General features: G+C 52.3%; 15 protein-coding genes. 4 read left to right on the top strand and 11 right to left on the bottom strand.

The window, feature by feature from the left end; translation table 11 throughout:
* Positions 1 to 41: 41 nt before the first annotated feature.
* The 10 genes from fdhE to NAL19_RS14365 all read right to left on the bottom strand — a co-directional run bounded on the left by fdhE (position 42) and on the right by NAL19_RS14365 (position 10,330).
* Positions 42 to 971: a formate dehydrogenase accessory protein FdhE gene (fdhE, locus tag NAL19_RS14320; RefSeq protein WP_225085220.1), complete on the bottom strand. Its 930-nt coding sequence runs from the start codon at positions 969 to 971 to the stop codon at positions 42 to 44.
* Between the two features lie 364 nt (positions 972 to 1,335).
* On the bottom strand, positions 1,336 to 2,787 hold the full coding sequence (locus tag NAL19_RS14325; RefSeq protein WP_263057695.1) for a PLP-dependent aminotransferase family protein: 1,452 nt from the start codon (positions 2,785 to 2,787) through the stop codon (positions 1,336 to 1,338).
* A gap of 108 nt (positions 2,788 to 2,895) precedes the next feature.
* Entirely contained in the window at positions 2,896 to 3,618 is a 723-nt protein-coding gene (locus tag NAL19_RS14330; RefSeq protein WP_263057696.1) for a glutamine amidotransferase, read from the bottom strand.
* A gap of 116 nt (positions 3,619 to 3,734) precedes the next feature.
* Positions 3,735 to 4,181 (bottom strand): hypothetical protein, encoded by a 447-nt coding sequence (locus NAL19_RS14335; RefSeq protein WP_263057697.1) that lies wholly within the window; start codon positions 4,179 to 4,181, stop codon positions 3,735 to 3,737.
* Positions 4,174 to 5,079 carry an endonuclease/exonuclease/phosphatase family protein gene (locus NAL19_RS14340; protein WP_225085224.1) on the bottom strand — a complete coding sequence of 302 codons (906 nt, stop codon included), beginning with the start codon at positions 5,077 to 5,079 and terminating at the stop codon, positions 4,174 to 4,176. The genes NAL19_RS14335 and NAL19_RS14340 overlap by 8 nt, the downstream gene beginning before the upstream one ends.
* 155 nt (positions 5,080 to 5,234) lie before the next feature.
* Positions 5,235 to 5,711 (bottom strand): YlaC family protein, encoded by a 477-nt coding sequence (locus NAL19_RS14345; RefSeq protein ID WP_225085225.1) that lies wholly within the window; start codon positions 5,709 to 5,711, stop codon positions 5,235 to 5,237.
* 157 nt (positions 5,712 to 5,868) lie between these two features.
* Positions 5,869 to 6,498: an SDR family oxidoreductase gene (locus tag NAL19_RS14350; protein WP_263057698.1), complete on the bottom strand. Its 630-nt coding sequence runs from the start codon at positions 6,496 to 6,498 to the stop codon at positions 5,869 to 5,871.
* The gene (gene hutX, locus NAL19_RS14355; protein ID WP_263057699.1) at positions 6,495 to 6,995 is read right to left on the bottom strand and encodes a heme utilization cystosolic carrier protein HutX; all 501 of its coding nucleotides are present in this window, start codon (positions 6,993 to 6,995) and stop codon (positions 6,495 to 6,497) included. Before hutX ends, NAL19_RS14350 begins: the two co-directional genes overlap by 4 nt.
* 14 nt (positions 6,996 to 7,009) lie before the next feature.
* Positions 7,010 to 8,323 (bottom strand): heme anaerobic degradation radical SAM methyltransferase ChuW/HutW, encoded by a 1,314-nt coding sequence (hutW, locus tag NAL19_RS14360; RefSeq protein ID WP_263057700.1) that lies wholly within the window; start codon positions 8,321 to 8,323, stop codon positions 7,010 to 7,012.
* 414 nt (positions 8,324 to 8,737) lie between these two features.
* Positions 8,738 to 10,330: an ABC-F family ATPase gene (locus NAL19_RS14365; RefSeq protein ID WP_263057701.1), complete on the bottom strand. Its 1,593-nt coding sequence runs from the start codon at positions 10,328 to 10,330 to the stop codon at positions 8,738 to 8,740.
* A 117-nt stretch (positions 10,331 to 10,447) separates the two neighbouring features.
* Between NAL19_RS14365 and NAL19_RS14370 the strand changes: the two genes are divergently transcribed.
* The 4 genes from NAL19_RS14370 (at position 10,448) to treC (ending at position 15,632) form a co-directional block, all read left to right on the top strand.
* Positions 10,448 to 11,344: a PhzF family phenazine biosynthesis protein gene (locus tag NAL19_RS14370; RefSeq protein ID WP_263057702.1), complete on the top strand. Its 897-nt coding sequence runs from the start codon at positions 10,448 to 10,450 to the stop codon at positions 11,342 to 11,344.
* 13 nt (positions 11,345 to 11,357) lie between these two features.
* A complete protein-coding gene (locus NAL19_RS14375; protein ID WP_225085231.1) occupies positions 11,358 to 11,918 on the top strand; it encodes a GNAT family N-acetyltransferase in 561 nt (186 codons plus the stop codon).
* A 574-nt stretch (positions 11,919 to 12,492) separates the two neighbouring features.
* Positions 12,493 to 13,911 (top strand): PTS trehalose transporter subunit IIBC, encoded by a 1,419-nt coding sequence (treB, locus tag NAL19_RS14380; RefSeq protein ID WP_263057703.1) that lies wholly within the window; start codon positions 12,493 to 12,495, stop codon positions 13,909 to 13,911.
* Positions 13,912 to 13,940: 29 nt separating this feature from the next.
* Positions 13,941 to 15,632 carry an alpha,alpha-phosphotrehalase gene (treC, locus tag NAL19_RS14385; protein ID WP_263057704.1) on the top strand — a complete coding sequence of 564 codons (1,692 nt, stop codon included), beginning with the start codon at positions 13,941 to 13,943 and terminating at the stop codon, positions 15,630 to 15,632.
* Positions 15,633 to 15,681: 49 nt separating this feature from the next.
* On the opposite strand, the gene elaB is transcribed toward treC, so the two are convergent.
* On the bottom strand, positions 15,682 to 15,993 hold the full coding sequence (elaB, locus tag NAL19_RS14390; protein ID WP_263057705.1) for a stress response protein ElaB: 312 nt from the start codon (positions 15,991 to 15,993) through the stop codon (positions 15,682 to 15,684).
* Positions 15,994 to 16,165 lie beyond the last annotated feature (172 nt).

Here is a 16,165-nt window from a genome sequence, read left to right on the forward strand (position 1 = left end):
AAAGATGGTGAAGCCCAAACGCGCTTCACCGATTAGGCTGGCTATTCGATCGAGCTTTCCGGAAACAGGAAGGGGTTGATGCTGCTGCGAGAAAAGCCTTCTTCCTCCATTTTCACATCCAGCACCAGCGAAGCCAGATCGTCGGCAACGGCTTCTACGCGGTGATCTTTTTCCTGATATAGCAATTTCAGATACGTGCCGCAGTGGCCGCAGCTTTCCGCTTTGATGGCGGAGTTTTCACTATCCAGCGACCAGTAATTGAGATCGCTAGACTCTTCACAGTTGCTGCATTTCACCCGCACCATGTGCCATTCACTCTCGCACAGATTACAGTGCAGATAACGCAGCCCGCTGGATGTGCCTAACTGCACCACGCCGGATACCGGAATACTGCCACACACAGGGCAGAACTGGCGATGTTCGCCGGGCACCGCGCGCGCTTTACCGGGCAGCAGGCTTGCCATCTGTGCCCAGAACAGCGACAGCGCCGCCCAGATGAACGGAGCTTTATCATTGTTCTCGGCGCGAAATTCGTGTTGCAGCAGCGCAGTAGCCTGCTCTTCCAGTTCCTGCTCTGAGGCTTTTTCCAGATTTTCCAGCGTGGATAATACCTGTCCGCTAGCATCCGGTTTCAATTCTTCAATCAGCGCGCGCAGCAGCGTGTGCCAGTGTGCATCACGCGGGAACACCGCGATATCGAGCGGCGGACGTTCGCCAGACTGTTGCAGCACATCACTCAGGTCAAGCCGCAACGGATGATCGTGCAACACCTTCTGCTGGGCTTCCACCACGCCCGCGGCGAAGGTGAGGTAATCCCCCAGCGGGTGATCTTCAGCGAGTTGACGCAGACGCTCTGCACGGCTGCTGTACAAGCTTTTTAGATTGGCAAACAGCAGCGGAGGAATATTCCCTTCCGGCGTCGATTTCTCATTCTGTTCTAGCTGTTCCTGAGGAACAATGCGAATACTCATCAGGGTGGTTTTTCCTGTTGTTTACGTTGTCTTGTTTACGTTGTCTATCCGATAGATTTCGGGGTGCAGGAAGGCCGCCAGCGCGGTCCGGGTATAATAGCTAACGCCAATCGCTTCAAGATCGAGATACACGGTGCGACCACAGGGGTGAGGCCTCCCTGCGGGAACCGTCCCCTGCGATCCCCCTAAAAACGGGCTTCAATGATCAGCATTCGGGTATCGCTCAGCTTTAGTCGAGATTATACGCATCGTGCCTGATGACTTCCTGATTTCCGGCAAGGTTATGGCTGTTTTCCACCATCGATGCCGCCACCTTCCGCCATGACGGCACAGTAACAGAAAAGCGGCACACATCTCCACACCTCTAAAGGGGTGATCGGGTCAGGCGCTCGCCTATCTGCGCCCGAATCAGCGATGCTAAGACGATCACGCTTTGTTCGCAGCGATCGTCCCATTCGTAGGACGCGTTAAAGCGGAAATAGCGATCGTATTTGTCGCCGGTCGTGAACATTTTCCCCGGCGCAATGCTGACGCCCCGCTCCAGCGCACGACGGTATAGCTCCGTGCTGCTGACACCTTCAGGCAACTCCAGCCAGAGAAAATAACCGCCTTGCGAATGATTAATGCGGACTTCGCCGGGAAAGTGTCGGCGTAGCGACTGTAATGCCGCATGTTTGCGCTGCTCCAGCGCTCGCCGCAGGCGGCGCAGGTGGCTGTCATAGCTGCTGGTCGCCAGATAATCCGCAATCGCCAGCTGCATCGGTGCGCTGGTTGATAATGTACTCATCAGTTGTAAACGCTGAATGCTTCCCGCATGGCTCCCTGCCGCCACCCAGCCGATGCGGAACCCTGCCACCAGATTTTTAGAAAACGAGGAGCAGTGCAAAATCATGCCTTTTTTATCCAGCGCCTTCGCGGGCAGCGGACGTTGCAGGCCCGTGTAAAGCTCGCTGTAGACATCATCTTCTACCAGCCCGACACCGTGTGTTTCCAGCATCGCCACCAGCCGCTGCTTCTTCTCCCAGGACAACGTGCAACCAAGCGGGTTATGGAAATTGGTCATCAGCCAGCAGGCTTTGATCGGATAGTCGTTCAGCGCCTGCTGCAATGCCTCAAGATCGATGCCCTGCTGCGGATCGGTCGCAATCGCAATCGCCTTGAGCTTAAGGCGTTCAATCGCCTGTAGCGCGCCATAAAATGCCGGAGATTCGATCACCACATAATCGCCCGGCTCCGTCAGCACCTGAAGACTGAGATTAAGGGACTCCATCGCCCCCGCCGTAATCACAATCTCGTCGGGCGAGACGGCAATCCCCTGCAACGCATAGCGCTGGGCGATGTTCTTCCTCAGGCTCTCATTACCCGGCGGCAAATTATCCAGCGCGCTCTGTGGCTGCATATGACGCGCCACCGAAGCCAGCGAGCGTGTCAGTTGACGCTGTGGAAAGAGCTGCGGATCGGGAAACGCCGATCCGAACGGCATCACCGCCGGATCTTTGCTGGCCTGAAGCACGTCAAAAATGAACGCATTGACGTCCACGTCTTCGGTCAACTGAACGCGTTCCTGCCCCACAGGCGAATGCAGGCTGTCTGCCGGTAGTGCGGACAGCTGAGGTGCTGCGTAATAACCCGACTGCGGACGCGACACAATCAACCCCTGACTTTCCAGCAGCTGGTATGCATGCAGCACAGTCATCAGGCTCATACCCGAATGCAGTGATTTCTCCCGCAGCGAGGGCAGTTTGTCGCCCGGCTGCCAAATCCCTTCCTGAAGCTGCTCACGGATCTGGTGAGCGAGCTGTTCAAACTTTGCCATAGCGCTACGGTTTCGGTGGATGAAGCGGTCATCATTCTTGGCTCGATCGGCACCAATGAGTGGCGACCGAGAAGGACATTTTATCGCGCATAACGCGTTGTTCGAGGGCTACTTCGCCGCATAGCGTTGTACAAAATCCAGCAGGATCTTGCGCGCCCAGACGGGTTCTTGCGGGATGTCCATCATCCGATCGACATCCCAGCCGCCCTGTCGCAGCGCCGCTTCATTATGCCGCAGGCACGTCAGCATGATATCCGCGCTGAATTCCGGGTGGAATTGTACGGTCAACGCTTTATCGCTGTAGCGGATAATCTGGCAGCCATCCATCTCTGACCTCGCCAGCACCTGTGCACCTTCGGGCGGTTCCAGCACGGACTGCTGATGAGTCAGATAAGCGCCAAACTGCGGCGGATAATCACGCAGTAATGGGTCTTGCGCTGCGGCTTCATTCGTTGTCACAATCTGAACGCCAACTTCCTTGCCGTTCGGGTTATCCCCCACTTTGCCGCCCAGCGCATCGGCAAGCAGTTGGTGCCCATAGCACACGCCCAGCAGCGGGATATCCGCGTAATACGCTTCACGCAGCCAGCCAGCGGTATATTCACTCCAGTCCAGTCGATCTGTGACCATTGACCACGAGCCGGAGATCACCACCGCCGCCAGCGTATCAAACGGCGGCAACCGTTCCCCAAGATCGGGACGAACTACCTGCACCGGCTGCGTGTTACCCTGCACCGCATCAGCAAACCACTTCCCTTGTTGCCCAACCTGAGATGCAATGCCTTCCGGCGGTTGGCCCAACTGAATCACCAGCAATACCTTTTCGCTCATCGTCCTGTTCTGCCCGTATTTGAAAAACTATCAGCCTGAAAAACCATCGGTCTGAAAAACCACAAGAATGCGGCACGCACAGCTTCTTATGAACGCACTTGAGGAGCTACAATTTGTCAAAAAGGTGGATCTGTCTGAACGCGGGAGGACAACTCTTTGACCTTCAGCCAGAACTGCGCAGAAGAGACGATCTTCCCCAACGCATTAGCTAATGACTCCTGATCCCAACAATCGACCCTTGCTCCCTGGTATTCAATTGTAAAAGGGTAACCATCGGTATGTTGTGCCCACGTCGCAATATCTGAAATAGCACCGTCGTAGATGATACCTAACCTTCCCTTTGGGGGAAGGTTTAACTCACGGCTGCCGTCATATTCTTTTATTAGTTCCCATTCATCAAATATATCCTCTCGGGATATTCGACTTATTGCTAAATGTCCATCAACTTCACTTGCTAACGCTTTATTTAATGAACGGAAGACATCTCCAATATCCTTATGATTTTTCTCGACGACAGAGGCAGATTCACGCCCTGCCTTAATAAACTCTTTAAATTCAAACATTCGCTGCCCCTTTTTTTCTGACACAACCGATAACAGGCATATGATCGAAATAATGCTGACTATCCAGAATAGCAGCACGCAATACATCCGTTAGTACGACACCTGTCGCCGCCTCATCCAGATACCACGGCCCCGAACTAAGGAAATCACCCGAGAAGATGATCTGATCGAAAGCTGACCAGCCATTACGATTCCCCGCTTTACTATAACAGGTTCCAAAATCATGTTGCTGTTCTTCAATTGAGAATGGCACTCGGGCTGAGAGCGTTTTCCAGTAGGGGTTATAGAGCCAATAATCAGGCTGAGAGAGTACCAGTGCACGATCGTTGGTGGCCGACAGGTTTTTAAACAGGCTTGGAGCATAGGGTTCAGCGTTGTAATCGCCCATTAAAATCACCTGCTTTTTATCCGCAAGAAGGGACTCAACAAACCCTCTTAACCCGATAGAGCATTTATTTCTAAAATCTTCGGCAATGGTTCGTAACTGACTCGGCCAGTGTGAAACCAGCATGTTTATTTCGTTGGGCGTTTCCGTTTTAAACGCTATTTTTAATTGCTGTGCAATTTTTAGTGACGAGCTGCCAATTCGGCCGGTATGCGTCTTCCCTTGGGTGACCGCTATGCGAGTTGAACGATAAAAATAGCCGATATCAAATTGGCCTCCAGTTGGCGTAGTGTCATCCATAAATTCGGATGCAATATCGATGTCCAGAAGCCCTTCAACAAGTAATTGGAAAGAGGTTTGATTCACTTCACACACCGCTAATAGATCAATGTGTTCATGAATAAAAAGATGTCTGATGATCCCAATAGCATCGGCGACATTACCCCGATTTTGCCAATCTTTTACACCAGGAGGCGATATCGCACAGTTCCAAAAAGCAAAACGAAAACTCAATGTAATCAGCCTTGAAAGAGGGAATCCTATGCATTGAATTTAATCACAAATCGTTCTTCCAGAGTAATACGTTGGGTGAAATTTCGCACTGCTTCGCAGATTCAAAACATCATCCAACAAAAAAACGCAGAGAGTGCAATCAAAAACAGAAAAGATTAGGCAGAAGGTTGCTTGCGGTAGGCTAGCGAGAAAACGTCATAGAAATCTACATCGCCTTTCGTACGCTGAATTTTTTCTATCCCTGCTTTCACCGCGGGCGGCACTTGCTCATTGCGTAGCAACTGATCCAGCGTGTCCTGCGATACGTGGCGGATCGTAAACCACTCGCCGTTATAGCACACGCGTAAATCCAGCGTATCGATGTCTTCAAAACGATAGGTCGGGTTAATGTCCATCGACAGTGCCAGTGTCATCACCAGCAGAAAGACGGTAAAACCGATCAGATACGGTAAGCCAAAATAAGAGGCATAAAAAAGGATGATCGCGACCGGCACGTAGCTCACCAGCATCGCGGCAAACAGATAGGGGTGAGACTGCATGAATTTGCGACTAAAACGTATTTTATTGTCGCGTTTTTCTTCCCGATTGATACGTTCGATCTCTTCGGTCAGAAGGCGTTTTACTTCGTCCATCGTCGTCACCATCATGCTTAAGAAATACAACACTGCTGGTATCGATTAGAACATAGCCACATAAGAGATAACAGATACAGTTTTCGACAGATTGACTATAACAGTTTGCCTGATGCCGGGAGAGATTATCCCGGCAACCTTAATGACAAGATGGCAATTACGGAATGGCAGGCAGGGTGAGATCGGGATCGATCAGATTATAGATCTGATTGCCAAACACGGGCTGTTGCAGCAATTGATCAACCGCCAGCGCCACATCCCAGCGTGACACTAGCCCCAGCGTCGCAGTGCCTTGCGTCAGCTTCGCATTGTGCGTCGCGACCACATCCAGCAGGCCGCCGGGACGCACAATACAGTGATCCAACGAGCTGCTCTGCAACCAGCTTTCTGCCAGCGACTTCTCACGTACTGCAAAACCAAACGCGGCTCTGGCGCGGGGCGACAACAGCGGCCAGCTATCACCGCAGCCCAGTGACGTCACCAGCAGCATACGCTTGATGCCCGCCTGCTCGGCGCCATCGATCACCGCTCGGTGACCCTGATAATTTACCGAGCCACCGCCCATCGTCGATACCACAATGGTAGCGGGGCCCGCCACACGACAGGCTTCAGCTACCGTTTCCGGATCGCAGGCATCGCCTTCCACCACTGTCATTCCCTGCTCACGCCAGTGTTTAGCCTGTTCAGGATTACGCAGGACGAGTACGACCGCCTGTTCGCACTCAATAGCCCGCTGTAATAAGCAGGCGCCAACCCCATTGCCCGCGCCGAAAAGTAACCACGTCATACCTGCTCCAGTTGTAATTCACTCGCCAACGCGCGGAACGCCTCAACCTGAGCGCTCAACAGCTGGCGGTGGCTGTCTCGTCCAAGGAAAATTTTAAACATCGCTGCTCCGCTGGCATTAAAGAACACCACGGACGCCGTGTCCATCCCCATGAACTTACGCTCAATAAACGCAATGTGCTGACAGCTCGTTGCACGAATATGCCCGCTCAGGCCATTTTTGCCGCGCAAATTAAAGTAACCGTGGCGATGTGTACCGGTTGACAGCTCGCTCTTGAATTCCAGAATCGCGTCCGCCGTGTGGCTAATGAGCGTCACTTCACCCCAGGTCGCCATCGTGTCCCACACCTGATCGAAGCGATCGCCCATCACTACTGTACGCTGTGCCGCAGGCAAAGCCTCAACCACGGCAAACAGCGAGGTATTGTACTTTCCGGCGATCTCTTCCAGTGTGCCATCGGGGTTGGTTGCCAGTAATTCATGCAGTGTCATGGTCATCGTTGCGTCTCCGGCTAGTGCGTATGCTCTTCGGCATTAAGCTGAGGGATAATTTGTTGTAATGCCTGCATCAGGTTGTTCGCCCAGAAGCGGCCGTCGTTGGTCAGGCGCAGGCAGGTGGAATCGTCACAGGTCAACCCAGCCTGATGCCACTGGCTAAGCAGCGGCTGAAGTTCACGGGCATGTCGGGTCAGTTGAGGCAACGTAATACGACCCACTTCAATCCCCGCCTGAAGCTGATGCTGCCACGACCCGGTAGGACTAGCTGGCGTCATCATCATGATCGGTTTTTGCCCCTGATCGACCTGCTGGTAGTAGCGTTCCAGGCTGCGTTCCATCATGTAGGCTTGCCCGTTTATATTGCCGCCCGCTCCGCTCCCTATCGCCAGACAGTCCGCGCCTTGTTTAATCAACAGATTGTACAGATTGCGTTCGCGCGTGGTGCGCGCCCAGTGGCTGTTGCTCAGTTGATGCCAGCCAGCATCAGCCAGAAATGCCGCGCCAGTCCGATAAAAATCACGGCGGGCAACCACATCGGGCAACGCGACACGCTGGTTTTCGGCGGCTTTCGCCAGCGGCGTAGTCGGTAACAGGTTCAGCGCATACAGATCGACGCCGTCTAGCGGTAAATCGCTGACGATCGCCAGATCTTCGCGCCAGATTTCCGGCGTTTGTTCCGGCAGGCCGAACATCAGATCGCACACTACGGCGGCTCTGTCGCGCTCGCACAGGCGTTCAAGGAAGCGGATTGACTGCTGTTTATCCGACGTACGCGCCATACGTTGGCGAATGCGGGTATCAAACGTCTGAATCCCGATGGAAAAACGGTTCGCTCCCGCCTCCAGACAGGCATCGATCCGCTCATCGTCAAAATCCATTGCCCGTCCTTCTACCGTGATTTCACAGTCTGGGGCTAGCGGCAGAGAGGTGCGGATCGCACGAATAATTTGTGACAGTTCATCGGCTGCCAGCGCCGTTGGCGTGCCGCCACCAAAATACACCGCATGAATGGGCGCAGACTGATGCAGCGGGCTGTCCGCCTCCATCGCCAATTCCTGCAACAGATAACGGGTGTAAGTCGCCGTGCTGTCATCACGCAGTTTGTTCTGGTAAAAACCACAGAACGTACAGTGCGTCGCACAGAAAGGAATGTGCAGATAGAGCAGTCGTTTACGCGCAGGCACAATGTGCTGCTTCAGCGCCTGCCAACCGGCCGGAATCTGTTCTGGTGAAAGCGGCACATGGTTGCGCCAAGGCATTGCCATACGTCGGGTGCTAAAAGGCTGCTCACCGGGCTCGGCATAATACGGCGTCAAATCGATGTTCATTAACGGCCCCCAAATATTCAATAAAATAAATTAAATGATAATTATTTTTATTTGGCAACGAGGAGAAAACGTAAATGAAGGGGCTGAATTTGAATACAGCAAAATAACGACAGGGATTAACAAACTGTTTTCTTTTGTGCAAACTGAAAATCATGCCGAAAAACCGTATCGCTATTTTATTTCATAGGGTTACGGTCTATCCCTCTTTGTTTTTTTAACAAGTACGAAAAAAAAACAGCGTTTATTAAAGTTCGTTAATTTGAGTAATAAATACAGGCAGGATCGGGGAATGTTTCCGTCCGATGGCATCGGCGAAAAGAAATAAACCGCGCACAGAGAGAACGAAATAAAGGAAAAGAAAGGAAAATAGCCGACCTTCAGGCCATGATTTAGGCCTGAAGGTCGGTATAGGACTTACTGAATACCCTGGCTGCGCAGGTAATCTTCATAGTTACCGGTGAAATCGATCACTTTATTCGGCGTAATTTCCAGAACACGGGTCGCCAGCGAGCTAACGAACTCACGATCATGAGAAACGAACAGCAGCGTCCCTTCATACATATCCAGCGCCATGTTCAGCGATTCAATAGATTCCATATCCAAGTGGTTAGTCGGTTCATCCATGACCAAAATGTTAGGACGCTGCATCATCAGTTTACCGAACAGCATGCGGCCTTTTTCACCACCGGATAACACCTTCACTTTCTTCTTAATGTCATCCTGGCTGAACAGCAAACGACCCAGCACGCTGCGTACGGCTTGTTCGTCGTCTTTTTCCTGTTTCCACTGGCTCATCCAGTCAAAAACGGTCAGTGTCTCGTCGAACTCGTATTCGTGATCCTGCGCGTAGTAGCCGATTTTTGCATTTTCAGACCACTTCACCGTACCGCTGTCTGACTGAAGATCGCCGACCAGCGTTTTTAACAGCGTCGTTTTACCGATACCGTTGGTACCCAGAATAGCGACTTTCTCACCAACTTCGACCATCAGGTTCAGCTTGTTGAAGAGCGGACCATTGTCAAAACCTTTGCTCAACGCTTCCACTTCCAGCGCATTACGGAACAGTTTCTTATCCTGATCGAAACGGATAAACGGGTTTTGACGGCTAGACGCTTTTACTTCATCCAACTGGATTTTATCGATCTGGCGTGCGCGTGATGTCGCCTGTTTGGATTTAGAGGCGTTGGCGCTAAAACGGCTAACGAACGATTGCAGTTCGGAAATTTGCGCTTTCTTCTTGGCGTTATCGGCCAGTAGACGCTCACGAGCCTGCGTCGCGGCCGTCATGTATTCATCATAGTTACCGGGATAAATACGCAGTTCGCCGTAGTCCAGATCCGCCATGTGCGTACACACCATATTCAGGAAGTGACGGTCATGCGAAATGATGATCATGGTGCTGTTACGCTCGTTCAGCACCTGCTCCAGCCAGCGGATAGTGTCGATATCCAGGTTGTTGGTGGGTTCGTCGAGCAACAGGATATCTGGATCGGCAAACAGCGCCTGCGCCAACAGGACACGCAGTTTCCAGCCCGGCGCAATCTCACTCATCAAACCATAGTGCTGCTCAACCGGAATCCCTACGCCCAGTAACAGTTCGCCGGCACGAGATTCTGCGCTGTAACCATCCATCTCACCGTATTGCACTTCCAGATCGGCAACTTTATAACCGTCCTCTTCGCTCATTTCAGCCAATGCGTAGATACGGTCGCGCTCTTCTTTTACCGCCCACAGCTCCCCGTGGCCCATGATGACGGTATCCAGCACGCTGTATTTTTCAAAAGCGAACTGATCCTGACGCAATTTACCCAGACGCTCATTAGGATCGAGGAAGACGTTACCAGCGCTCGGCACCAGGTCGCCACCGAGAATCTTCATGAATGTGGATTTACCGCAGCCATTTGCGCCAATCAAACCGTAACGGTTACCGCCGCCAAATTTAACGGAAATGTTTTCAAACAACGGCTTGCTGCCGAACTGCATGGTGATATTGTTGGTACTTAACACAGCACTTATACTCGAGTCGGAATGTGATTTGGCGCGCATTATGCCACAAGCGCGCGATAGGATCGCGGTTAGTTTTGAGTGATATTTAAGCGATAGCGCATACAGGAGAGAAATGCGATGCCTATAGTACGTCGTTTCAAACAGGTCGACGTTTTTACCCAACAGCCTTTCAAGGGCAATCCGCTTGCCGTCATTCTGGAAGCCAATGGGCTAACCGATGCGCAAATGCAGGATATCGCGCGTTGGACAAACCTGTCAGAAACCACGTTTGTCCTGCCCGCCACCGACCCTCTGGCGGATTACCACGTACGCATTTTTACGCCAGAGTCGGAAATGCCCTTTGCCGGACACCCTACACTAGGCACTGCACATGCCCTGCTGGAAGAAGGCTTGCGCCCGAAGTCCCCAGGCCAGTTGGTGCAGCAATGCGGCGTTGGCTTAGTCCCGATTAATATCCATGATGATGGAAGCCTGGCTTTTCACGCACCGCAGGCCACTATGGTTCCGTTCGGTGACGAGCACATGCCACTGCTGGAAAAAACGCTTGGCATTACGGGTTCTGATAATGCTGCTATCGATAACCGCTACCCGCCCACCGCAATACACATGGGTATTCGCTGGCTGGTGATTCGTGTCGACAGCGCCGACACCTGCCTGAACATCACACCTGATGCAAACGCGCTTTCAGCCGTGCAAACCCTCAGCCAGACTGACGGCATTGCCATCTACGGCCCGCACGATAACGCGACACCAGCCGATTATGAAGTTCGCGCGTTCTATATTGAGCGTGGTCATCTCAAAGAAGATCCGGTGACTGGCAGTGCTAACGCCTGTCTGGCTGCGCTGCTTCGCCAACAGCACTCCACCAATAACGTCACCGCGCCACTCAGCTACCTGGCACGACAGGGCACGATGCTGAACTGCGATGGCCGCATTACCGTCACTTACCTGAACGATGAACCCTGGGTCGGCGGACACAGCGTCACGATCGTTGACGGTACCTTGCAGGGGTAACGGGAGGGATTTTATGGAAAAACCATTTGCTGATATGTCCGTGATCGATGATCTGTATGAACTACGGCATCCACCACACTTGCGTCTGACGATACAGGAAGAGCGCGATGCCGATGCGCTCTTCGCCTTGATCCAGCAGGAAAAAGCCCGTCTGCGGCGGACGTTACCCTGGCCGGATTCCGTCAAGCGCGTCGATGACACGCGTGAAACGATTCGCGGCAACAGAAAGGCGTTCTTCGACAAAACGTCCGCCGTGTATGTCATCCGCTGGGACAATGCGCTGGCTGGCATCGTCTCCTTCAATACGATTCAGGATAAAGAAGGCGTCATCGGCTACTGGATCGCCGAAGCCTTTGAAGGGAAAGGCATCGTTTCTCAGGCCGTCAGCACATTGATAGCCGCCTATACCGCTGCACACCTCGTCGAACGTAGCATCATCAAAGCCTCAACCGCCAACACGCGCAGTAACGCTGTCGCGCAACGGCTTGGTTTCCACTTTCATCACATCGAGAAAGATGCCGAGCGGATTGGTGAACAGTGGTTCGATCACAATATTTATCGCTATCCCGCCTGATATCACGTCCCATGACATGCCATCACCTGATTCGCTGGCTAGCCGGTCGCGCATCAGGTTCTTTCACTCCACAACGTACCGCATGTGCCAACTCGTTATATTTTTGTGACTGAAATCACAAAAATGTTGAAATCCGATTTCATCTTCGCTACCATTAAAAACGTGATGAACATCACACTTAATTAACCCGTTAGAGGAGCCTGATAATGAAAACGATGCGCAAAATCAGCAAATTCTTTAAAAGAATGGGAGATGTTTATGTCAGTTACTGTGAACGTATTGGGTCAATCATCAGCCCGTTCTGATTGTGATATAAACAATCTCTGAAGCCGCCTCCTACAGGCGGCTTTTGTTTTTTCAGCCTCTCTCATACCTATTCATTCCCCTTTCCTTTTTGTCTACCCACACGTCGCAGATTTGTGCAGCACACCGCATGCCTGAACATTCTCTTTTAAAAACAGCTCAATGCGTTTTCCTTTCACGGCAAAACCACCGTTAACAGACTATGCTTTTCTCTGGCTGTACTTGCTTCGCGTCCCCGACGTCTGCGCTAAAAGATAAAAAGGACATGACTATGAGTAAAGTTAAGCAACAGGATATTGACCGTCTGATCGAACTGGTCGGCGGGCGCGAGAATATCGCGGCTGTCACGCACTGCATCACCCGTCTCCGCTTCGTTTTGCATGATGCGTCCAAAGCCCATCCCAAGAACATTGAAGAGCTGCGAATTGTCAAAGGGTGCTTCACGAATGCCGGGCAGTTTCAGGTTGTAATCGGCACCGACGTGGATGAGTATTACAAAGCGCTGCTCGCCACGACGGGAAAAGGCGAAATCAATAAAGAAGAGGCTAAAGTCGCCGCTCGTCAAAATATGAGCTGGTTCGAGCGCAGCATTTCACATTTTGCCGAGATCTTTTTTCCGCTGCTTCCTGCGCTTATCAGCGGAGGCTTGATCCTCGGCGCACGTAACGTTATCGGCGATATCCCGATGCGCGACGGGCAAACGTTGGTACAGCTCTACCCCACCTGGCAAACCGTTTACGATTTCCTCTGGCTGCTGGGCGAAGCCATCTTCTTCTATCTCCCCGTCGCGGTCTGCTGGTCAACCGTACGCAAAATGGGCGGTACGCCGATCCTCGGCATCGTACTCGGTATCACGCTGGTATCGCCGCAGCTAATGAACGCCTACCTCATCGGCCAACAAACGCCTGAAGTGTGGAATTTCGGCTGGTTCACGATTGAGAAAATAGGCTATCAGGCACAGGTTATCCCTTCTGTCTTAGCCGGGATGGCGCTGGCGCTGATCGAAATACGGCTGAAAAAAATCGTGCCGGATTACCTCTATCTGGTGGTCGTGCCAGTGACCTCACTCATTCTGGCTGTTTTCCTGGCACATACCTTGATTGGTCCGTTTGGCCGAATGATTGGCGATGGTGTCGCCTGGGCCGTTAAGGCAGTAATGACGGGAAGTTTTGCCCCCATTGGTGCTGCGCTGTTTGGGTTTCTGTACGCACCGCTGGTCATCACTGGCGTGCACCAAACAACGTTAGCGATTGATATGCAGATGATTCAGAGTATGGGCGGCACGCCGGTTTGGCCACTCATCGCGCTGTCCAACATTGCCCAGGCGGCCGCAGTCGTTGGGGTGATTCTCGTCAGCCGGAAAGCCAACGAGCGTGAAATTTCTGTTCCCGCCGCCATTTCCGCCTTTCTGGGCGTGACCGAGCCGGCCATGTACGGTATCAACCTGAAATACCGCTTTCCGATGCTGTGCGCCATGATTGGTTCCGCCGCCGCTGCGCTCATTTGCGGCCTGTACGGCGTGACGGCCAATGGCATCGGTGTCGGTGGATTGCCGGGTATTCTCTCCATCAAGCCACAATTTTGGGGAATTTTCGCGCTCGCCATGCTGGTTGCCGCCGTCATTCCAATCGTATTGACGTCGCTGGTCTATAAACGCAAGAGCCGCAATGGCACACTGGATCCTGCATAACGGCCACGCATAGATTAGGAGGATTGTTCATGACTACCTCGCTTCCCTGGTGGCAAAACGGCGTAATTTATCAGATCTACCCGAAGAGCTTTCAGGACAGTACCGGAAATGGCAGTGGCGACATCGCTGGCATTACCGCCCGACTCGATTATCTGCAACAGTTGGGCGTTGATGCGATCTGGCTGACGCCGGTTTATCTTTCCCCTCAGGTTGATAACGGCTATGACGTCGCCGACTACTGCGCCATCGACCCGACCTACGGCACCATGGCTGATATGGAAACGTTGATCGCAGAAGCGCACCGACGCCGCATTCGTATCGTCATGGATATGGTGTTCAACCACACCTCTACGCAACACCACTGGTTCCTGAACGCGCAGGATCGCCGCAGTCCCTATCGACATTTTTATATCTGGCGTGATGGCAATGACGGCGCATTACCCAATAACTGGCGTTCAAAATTTGGCGGCTCCGCCTGGCAGTGGCACGAAGAAAGCAAACAGTATTATCTGCACCTTTTCGCCACTGAACAGGCCGATCTGAATTGGGAGCACCCGCGCGTACGGGATGCATTAAAACAGGTCTGTAAATTTTGGGCGGATAAAGGCGTGGACGGGTTGCGTCTGGATGTGATCAATTTGGTCTCCAAACAGCAGGATTTTCCGTCCGATGCTCAGGGCGATGGACGCCGTTTCTACACCGATGGACCGCTGATTCATGATTACTTGCAGGAATTCAGCCAAGATGTTTTTCAGCCCCGTGGCTTGATGACCGTCGGCGAGATGTCATCAACCTCGCTGGAGCATTGCCGCCGCTACGCCGCGTTAGACGGTAGCGAACTCTCTATGACGTTCAATTTTCACCATCTGAAAGTCGATTATCCGAATGGGGAAAAATGGACGCTGGCGGAGCCTGACTTCATCCAGCTCAAGCAGATTTTCACTCACTGGCAGCAGGGTATGCACAACCATGCCTGGAATGCGCTGTTCTGGTGTAATCACGATCAGCCGCGCATCGTGTCGCGTTTTGGCGATGAAGGCGAATTCCGCGTGCAATCCGCCAAGATGCTGGCGATGGTGCTTCACGGCATGCAGGGCACCCCCTATATCTATCAGGGCGAAGAACTGGGTATGACCAATCCCGGCTATACGCAGATTGAACAATACCGGGATATTGAAAGCCTGAATCAATTTGCTGAACAGCTCGATCGGGGTCAGCCAGATGCACAAATCTTAGCGATCCTCGCCAGCAAATCACGCGATAACGGCCGTACACCGATGCAATGGGATGCCAGCAGCCATGCTGGATTTACGACTGGCACGCCGTGGATAGCACCGTGTCAAAACTTTACCCACGTCAACGCGAGTCAGGCATTGGCGGATAAAGACTCTATTTTTTATACCTATCAGCAGCTTATCGCCATGCGTAAAGCGCTACCGCTACTGACGTATGGAGAGTATCAGGATTTGCTGCCAGATCATCCCCATATCTGGTGCTATCAGCGTACCTGGGAAGGCCAACGGCTTCTGGTTCTGGCAAATCTCAGCAAACAGCCCCTACGTTGGGAACCACCAACGGACGCCCATGAGCGCCGCTGGCGACTGTTGTTCAGCAATTATTCTGACACACAACCCCAGCCCGCCATACTGGCGCTGCGTCCGTTTGAAGCCATATATTGGGTGCAAGGCATGCCGGAGAAAGAGGATAAGATCCAGGAATAGAGAATATTGGAGGATGTAGCGGGGAATCCCGCTACATGATTGGCAGAAATTAACGCTTAGCCAACAGTAATCCCACGACCAGACCGACGGTGGCACCGATACCGATACCGTGCCAGGGTTTGTCATGCACATACACATCGGCTTTGTCGGCCACCTGTTTTGCACGCGCATAATAGCTGTCTGTTACGCCAATGCGGGCTTTCACTTCCAACAGCGCTTTTTCTGCTCCTTTTTTCAAATCAAGGTAGGCCTGATCGGCCTGATCGCCCGTATAGCGCAGTACCTCATCCAGCGTTTCAGACAGAAGTTTTAAATCATCATCGACACGAATTTCTTCAGACTGTTTTTTGGTTGTCGCCATAAAGTGCTTCCTTCTGTTATGAAAGATCATTGGTTATGAAAAATCATGAGTTACAAATCGTTGCCTTCTTAACTATAGACAATTTTTCCTGACTTCTATGGCTTCAGCAGACCAGATCATTCCTAAAACGTACCTTGCTTGCTCTTACCCCCGTTCAAGAACGTGGTGATTT

The sequence above is a fragment of the Pectobacterium sp. F1-1 genome, from assembly GCF_025643735.1.
GTDB lineage: Bacteria > Pseudomonadota > Gammaproteobacteria > Enterobacterales > Enterobacteriaceae > Pectobacterium > Pectobacterium colocasium.